The organism is Stenotrophomonas sp., assembly GCF_036662295.1.
Classification (GTDB): Bacteria; Pseudomonadota; Gammaproteobacteria; order Xanthomonadales; family Xanthomonadaceae; genus Stenotrophomonas.
Map to the genome: position 1 here is coordinate 1 of NZ_JAVWXA010000154.1, position 6,875 is coordinate 6,875.

General features: G+C 68.8%; 7 protein-coding genes. 4 read left to right on the top strand and 3 right to left on the bottom strand.

Annotated elements, in window-relative coordinates; translation table 11 throughout:
• Positions 1–560, top strand: a 560-nt coding sequence (locus RSA25_RS18445) for an iron-sulfur cluster-binding domain-containing protein (protein WP_332810284.1), incomplete at its 5' end; no start/stop codon positions are given.
• 2 nt (positions 561–562) lie between these two features.
• Positions 563–1,714 carry an acyl-CoA desaturase gene (locus RSA25_RS18450; protein ID WP_332810285.1) on the top strand — a complete coding sequence of 384 codons (1,152 nt, stop codon included), beginning with the start codon at positions 563–565 and terminating at the stop codon, positions 1,712–1,714.
• Between the two features lie 16 nt (positions 1,715–1,730).
• Here RSA25_RS18450 and RSA25_RS18455 read toward each other — a convergent pair whose 3' ends face one another.
• The 3 genes from RSA25_RS18455 to RSA25_RS18465 all read right to left on the bottom strand — a co-directional run bounded on the left by RSA25_RS18455 (position 1,731) and on the right by RSA25_RS18465 (position 4,600).
• The gene (locus RSA25_RS18455) at positions 1,731–2,861 is read right to left on the bottom strand and encodes a metallophosphoesterase (RefSeq protein WP_332810286.1); all 1,131 of its coding nucleotides are present in this window, start codon (positions 2,859–2,861) and stop codon (positions 1,731–1,733) included.
• 148 nt (positions 2,862–3,009) lie between these two features.
• Positions 3,010–3,582, bottom strand: coding sequence for an immunity 22 family protein (locus RSA25_RS18460; protein WP_332810287.1), 573 nt, complete (start codon positions 3,580–3,582; stop codon positions 3,010–3,012).
• 88 nt (positions 3,583–3,670) lie between these two features.
• The gene (locus tag RSA25_RS18465; RefSeq protein WP_332810288.1) at positions 3,671–4,600 is read right to left on the bottom strand and encodes a hypothetical protein; all 930 of its coding nucleotides are present in this window, start codon (positions 4,598–4,600) and stop codon (positions 3,671–3,673) included.
• 210 nt (positions 4,601–4,810) lie between these two features.
• On the opposite strand from RSA25_RS18465, the gene RSA25_RS18470 reads away from it, so the two are divergent.
• Both RSA25_RS18470 and gpmA read left to right on the top strand, forming a co-directional pair.
• Positions 4,811–5,872, top strand: coding sequence for a cation diffusion facilitator family transporter (locus tag RSA25_RS18470; RefSeq protein ID WP_332810289.1), 1,062 nt, complete (start codon positions 4,811–4,813; stop codon positions 5,870–5,872).
• Between the two features lie 88 nt (positions 5,873–5,960).
• Entirely contained in the window at positions 5,961–6,710 is a 750-nt protein-coding gene (gene gpmA / locus RSA25_RS18475) for a 2,3-diphosphoglycerate-dependent phosphoglycerate mutase (protein ID WP_332810290.1), read from the top strand.
• The last annotated feature ends 165 nt before the right edge of the window (positions 6,711–6,875 follow it).

The window sequence follows — 6,875 nt, forward strand, 5'->3', positions numbered from 1 at the left end:
AGGTGGACCTGGTGTACTGGGCAAGGCGCCGCGACGAGGTGTGCTTTGCCGACGAATTCGCCGCGCTGTGCGCACGCCATCCCAACCTGCGCGTGCACCTGGCGCTGACCCGCGATCCGCAGTCGCCCTCGCCGCGCGTGGATGGCTTCGACTTCCACGCGCTGGGCGAACTGGCCACCGCGCAGGTGAAGGTGTGCGGCCCCGGCGGTTTCGTCGAGGCGGCGCGCGCGCGCCTGCACGGCCAGGTGGCCACGCTGCAGTTCGAAGCGTTCACCCCGCCGACGCTGCCCGATGCCGAGACCGGCACCGTGCAGGTGGAGCTGCGCCGCAGCGGCCGCACCCTGACGCTGCCGCGTGGCACCGCGCTGCTGCAGGCGCTGGAGGCCGAGGGCCTGCGCCCGGCCAGCGGCTGCCGCATGGGCATCTGCAATACGTGCGTGTGCGGCAAGGCGGCCGGCGTGACCCGGCACACCTTGACCGGCGAGTACGCCGATGAACCGGCCACGCAAGTGAAGCTGTGCGTCAACAGCGCCAGCACCGACCTGATCCTGGAGCTCTGAGCATGTCTTCCGTGCAAAACCGCGCGCTGTCTGCCGCTGAACTGCAAGCCTTCGGCGATGAACTCGATGCGCTGCGTGCGCGCCAGATGGCCACGCTGGGCGCGGCCGACGCGCGCTACATCCGCCGCGTGGTGGCCGGCGTGCGCTGGACCGGCGTGGCCGGCCGCGCGCTGCTGTTCCTGGGGGCGTTCGTGCACAGCGTGCTGATCCCGGCCTGGATCGCCGGCGTGGTGCTGCTGGCCCTGTCCAAGATCCTGGAGAACATGGAGCTGGCGCACAACGTCATCCATGGTCAGTACGACTTCATGGGCGACCCGCAGCTGCAGGGCAGCACCTACGAGTGGGACATCGTGGGCACCGCTGACAACTGGCGCAAGACGCACAACTTCCGCCACCACACCTATACCAACGTGCGTGGCCTGGACGATGACATCGGCTATGGCCTGCTGCGCATCTTCCCCGAGCAGCGCTGGCGTCCGTTCTACCTGGCCCAGCCGGTGGTGGCGGTGGTGTTCGCGCTGTTGTTCGAGTGGGGCATCGCCATCCAGGACCTGCGCGTGGGCCGCCTGTTCGCCGGCAAGATGACCCTGCGCCAGCTGCTGGCGCAGGCGCGTCCGGTCGGGCGCAAGATGGGCAGCCAGATGTTCAAGGACTACCTGCTCTTCCCCGCGCTGGCCGGCCCGTTCTTCCTGCCGGTGCTGCTGGGCAACGTGGTGGCCAACCTGATCCGCAACGTGTGGACCTACGTCATCATCTTCTGCGGCCACTTCACCGCCGATGCCGAGACCTTCCCCAAGGAATGCGTGCGCGATGAGAGCCGCGGCCACTGGTACCTGCGCCAGCTGCGCGGGTCGTCCAACCTGACCGGTGGCAAGCTGATGAACCTGATGTCGGGCAACCTCAGCCACCAGATCGAGCACCACTTCTACCCGGACGTGCCGGCCAACCGCTACGCCGCCATCGCGGTGGAAGTGAAGGCCATCTGCGCCCGCTACGGCCAGCACTACAACACCGGCTCGCTGCCGAAGCAGTTCGGCCAGGTGATGTGGCGGATCGTGCGCCATGCATTCCCCAGCAAGCCGCGCCGCATGCGTGCACCGCTGCCGTCGGCTGCGGTGACGGTGCCGTCGCAGGCGCAGCCTCAGCAGGGCTGAGCCTGGCCTGGCCGGCTCAGTCGTCCAGGCCCGTCACGCCCTCGGCCAGCGGCACCCGCGACCCATCCAGCAGGCCGCGGCTGAGCTGGCCGTTTTCGATGAAGAGCAGTTCGCCGTTCTCGCCGTTCTTGATGCTGCTGTCGATGGCGATGATGCGATCACCGTGGAAGGCGCTCACGTGCGGCATGGACGTATGCCCCACCACGATGCGCTCCAGCTGCAGGTGCTGCAGCAGCGCCTGCACCTGGGCAGTATCCAGGCGCCCGTCGAAATAGCCGCGGTACCAGATCGGGCTGGTCCTGCCGTCATACAGCGGCGCGGTGGCCGGGTCGTTCTTGACGGTGGCCTTGGGCAGGCCCAGCGAGGCCTGGTAGGCGGCGTTGGTGGCCGCCGGGTCCAGCGCCAATGGCAGCGCCTCGGGGGCAATGCCGCCGTGCAGGAACAGGGTATCGCCGATGCGCAGCAACACCGGGCGCGTGCGCAGCCACTGCCCGATCACCGAGTCGGCCGCGTACAGCTGCGGGTAGCTGCGGCCCAGCAACTGCGCACTGCGCAGGTACTTGGGGTTGACGTAGCGCAGGTCGTCATAGAGCACCATGGTCTCGTGGTTGCCCAGCACGAAGTGGACCGCGCCGCCGGCCGCGCCGGCCTGTTCCTGCAGCCCGTACAGCAGCCAGAACGCCTCGGTCACCTGGGGGCCACGGTCGAACACGTCCCCGGCCACCACCAGGGTGTCCGCGCCCAGTGCCCAGCGGTTGCGCGCGTCGATCACGTGGTGGGCGCGCAGCAGGCGCACCAGCAGGTCGTACTGGCCATGGATGTCCGACAGTGCCACGATCCGCGGCACCGCCGGCAACACCGCGATGGCGGGCGTGGCTGGTGGCAGCACGTGCACGCGCTGGCCGTCGCCGCACCGCGGGGCCAGGCGGGTGCCGGTGCGGCCGGCACGAACGGTGCGGGTGGTGACCTTGTCCCGGCAGATCCACTGCGCGCGCAGCCGGGTGCCTTCGCGGAACACGTACGGGCCATCGGCCTCCACGTGCTCGGCCGGCGTGGCCACCTCGCGCGCCTGCAGCAGCGGTGCGCCACACACCAGCAGCACTGGCAGCAGCAGACGGATGGGGCGGAACAGGGCGCGATGCAGCATGGACAGTTTCTCGGCGGGCAATGAAGACGGTGGGCCGCAAGGCCCGTCCGTGATCCTACCTGCGCCGCCGCGTGCACGGCAGGCGCCCGCCTTGCCGAAGTTGGCCGCATGGCCCGGTCGCATACCCTTGCCTGCGCAGGTCGCCGGTTTACCGGTTGGCAAACAGCCCGAGGTAGCGCAGCCCGTTGTAGCGCTTGTCCGGCTCGCGGACGCATTGGCCGGGATCGAAGTACAGGAACATCGCCGAAGCGGTCTGCAGGCCCGCCGCGTCGGCGGCCTGCACGATGGCCGCTTCGGTGTCCGCTTCCAGCGGCCAGCCGTCGAACAACTCGGCCGCCGGCACCGGTGCCGGGCGCCAGTCCACGCCGAACAGATCGCCGTCGTAAAGATGACGCTCGCCCAGGTCGATGCTGAAGCCGCAGCCGGTCACCGAAAGTGCGGCCTGCGAGGGATCTTCCACCTCCCAATAGGCCGGCGAGGCCTCGAAATAGGCGTGGAAGCGCGTTTCGTCGGCACCGCCGTCGCCCAGCCACACATGCACCGCCGAATACGGTGCCGGCGCCGGCGGGAACCAGCGCTGCAGCCACTGGCTTACCTCCGCTGCGTCCACCCCATGGCGTGCGGCCACCTCGGCGATGCCGCCGGGGGGCGTCTGTGCATACGCCTCGTGTGCCACCTGGCGCATGAAGGCATCGGTGTAGGCGGGTGGGCGGGGCGGCATGGGCAGTATTGGTGTGCGGAACAGGTACGCCATCGTAACCACGGATGGGGAGCAACGGTGGTGGCCGCAGGGTGCTGCGGCCGCCGCGTTACTTCACCTGGCGACAGTCGCGCAGGTGGATGCCGCCCATGTCGATGCTGTCCACGGTGCCCTGCAGTTTTACCCAGTCGTTGCCGCGCAGGGTGGCGGCCAGCGCGGCCTGGTCGTCGGCCAGCGCGCAATGCACGGTGAAGTTGCTGTTGTTGAAGTCGTTCGCCTGGCGCCCGCCGATGCCGCCGATTCCCTTCATCTTGGTGACCAGATAGCCCACTTCGAAGGTGTTCTTCATCCGGTTGGGCAGCGCGGTGTACACCTGGCCGTCGATGATGAAGCGGCGCCCGAAATACTTGGCGATCAAGGGCTGGAACATGGCATCCACGTCGGGATCGGCGTTGCCGCCGGAGAGCAGGCCCTTCAGCGGTGCGGTACTGATCCGGCGCTGCAGTGCCTTGGTTTCCTTGCCCAGCACGCTGGACATGCCTACCGCCGTGGCGACGGTCGGCTTGTCGAAGCCGCTGGAAACACGCACGGCCTCGGCGATGGCCTCGCCTTCCTTGCCGGCCTTCAGGCCGTTGAGCCAGTTGCACATTTCCGTGCGCACGCCGTCCTCCGGTGCGGTCTGCCCGCGCGCCAGCTTGGTGCCGATCACCACGCTGCCCTGGTGGCTGGCGGTCACCACGGTCACCAGCGGCACCTTCAGATTGGTCTGGACCAGGTACATCTGGCCTTCTTCCGGGGTGATCACATCGCCGCTGACGAATACGTTGCCAGCGTCCAGCGCGCGCTTGCGCAACTGGCCCAGCGCACTGCCTGGCTTGAGCCCGGGCACGGTGAGTTCGGTGACGAAGGTCTGGCCGTTGCGCGGGTCGCCGATCGCCTTGAAATTCTGTTCGCAGGTGCGTGCCGCTGCCGGCAGGGCAAGGGTGAGGGACGCGGCCAGGGTGGCCAGCGCGACCGGGACGATTTTCCTGCTCCACATCTTCCTGGATTCCTTGTGCATGGGGGTCCGGTCCGGACAGCACCGCCGTGGCGGTCCGGCTGTCCGCGGCCCGGCCAGATCGCAGGGCGCTGTGGTCATCATAGTGGCGTGAATGCGGCGGGCAACCGGTCTGTGCAATGTTATAAACCGCGTAATAGTCTCCCGTGGGGCGCCGGGCTAGGCTGTCCCATTGCACAGGAGTCATTGCCCATGGGCCACGATCACGATCATCTTCCCAGCGAGATCCGCCACGAGAAGCCGCTGTGGTGGGCGCTCGGCCTGACCACCACGTTCCTGCTGGTGGAAGTGGCCGGCGCCTTCTGGACCAACAGCCTGGCGCTGCTGTCCGATGCGGCGCACATGGCCACCGACACCCTGGCCTTGATGATCGCGCTGGTGGCGGTGCGGCTGAGCCGGCGCCCGCCCGATGCCAAGCGCACTTACGGGTATGCGCGGCTGGAAGCGCTGGGCGCGATGATCAACGGCGGCATGCTGTTCGTGGTGGCCGCCTACATCCTGTGGGAGGCGATCGCGCGCTTCCGGCAGCCGCAGGAGATCGCCTCCACCGGCATGCTGGTGATCGCGGCGGTGGGCCTGGTCATCAACCTGATCTCGATGCGCCTGCTGCGGGCCGGCAGCGGCGAAAGCCTCAACGTGAAGGGTGCCTACCTGGAAGTGTGGGCCGACATGCTCGGCTCGGTCGCGGTGATCATCGGCGCGCTGCTGATCCGCTGGACCGGCTGGAAGCCGATCGACCCGATCCTGGCGGTGCTGATCGGGCTGTGGGTGCTGCCGCGCACGTGGGTGTTGATGCGCGAGGCGATCAACGTGCTGCTGGAAGGCGTGCCCAAGGGTATCGACGTGCATGCCGTGCGCCGCACGCTGTGCGGGCAGCCGGGCGTGGTGGACGTGCACGACCTGCACGTGTGGGCGCTGGCCTCCAGCACGCCGGCGCTGACCGCACACGTGGTGATGGCCGACGGCGTGGATGCCGACGCCCTGCGCCGCACGCTGGGCACCGCGCTGCACGAGGCGTTCGACATCGACCATGTGACCCTGCAGATCGAGGCCGATCATTGTGGCGACAGCTGCAGCGTGGGCACCCCGCGCGCAGCCGGGCACGCGCACGATGACCACGACCACGACCACGACCACGACCACGACCACGACCACGCAGGGCAAGGGCATGGGCATGGGCATGCGTCCGGCAGCGAGGCCCCGCGTCGCGCGCCGCAGGACGCCCAGGGCCATCACGGCCATCCGCATCCCTGAACCGGCGGGCCCGTCGCCACGGGTGCGGGGCAGGGCGGGCTTGCCGCTACAATGCAGGCCTGCCTTGCCATCTGTCGGAGATACTGCAGTGACCCGGAAACTCGTACTGTTGCGCCACGGCCAGAGCCAGTGGAACCTGGACAACCGCTTCACCGGTTGGGTGGACGTGGAACTGACCGACCAGGGCCGCCGGGAGGCCGCCGCGGCCGGCCGCCTGATGCGCGAGGAAGGGCTGCAGTTCGACGTGGCGCATACCTCGGTGCTCAAGCGCGCCATCCACACCTTGCAGGGTGCGCTGGCCGAGCTGGACCAGGACTGGCTGCCGGTCAGCAAGAGCTGGCGCCTGAACGAGCGTCACTACGGTGGCCTGCAGGGCCTGGACAAGGCCGAGACCGCCGCCAGGCACGGCGAGGACCAGGTCAAGATCTGGCGCCGCTCCTACGACATCCCGCCGCCGGCGATGGACCGCGAGGACCCGGGCCACCCGATTCACGACCGCCGCTACGCCGGCCTGGACCGTAACGCGCTGCCGGGCACCGAATCGCTGGCCACCACGCTCGAGCGCGTGCTGCCGTACTGGTTCGATGCCATCGCCCCGCAGCTCAAGGACGGCAAGACCGTGCTGGTCACCGCCCACGGCAACTCGCTGCGCGCGCTGTACAAGTACCTCAACAACGTGTCCCAGGAAGCGATCCTGGAGCTCAACATCCCCACCGGCATCCCGTTGCTGTTCGAGCTCAACGACGACCTCACCGTGCAGTCGTTCCGCTACCTCGGCGACCCGGAAGCGGCGCGCAAGGCGGCCGAAGCCGTGGCGAACCAGGGCAAGGCAAAGTAACCCCGCCCCCAAACGGGTAGCGCCACCCCATGGGTGGCTGCCCGCGGTGCCCGATACGCGCAGCCCGGTTTGCCGGGTTGTTTGCTGGTGGTGCCAGATGCGGCGCGATGTGCCTCCGCCAACGCACCCATCGCTTGGGGTAGAGCCACCCCATGGGTGGCTTCG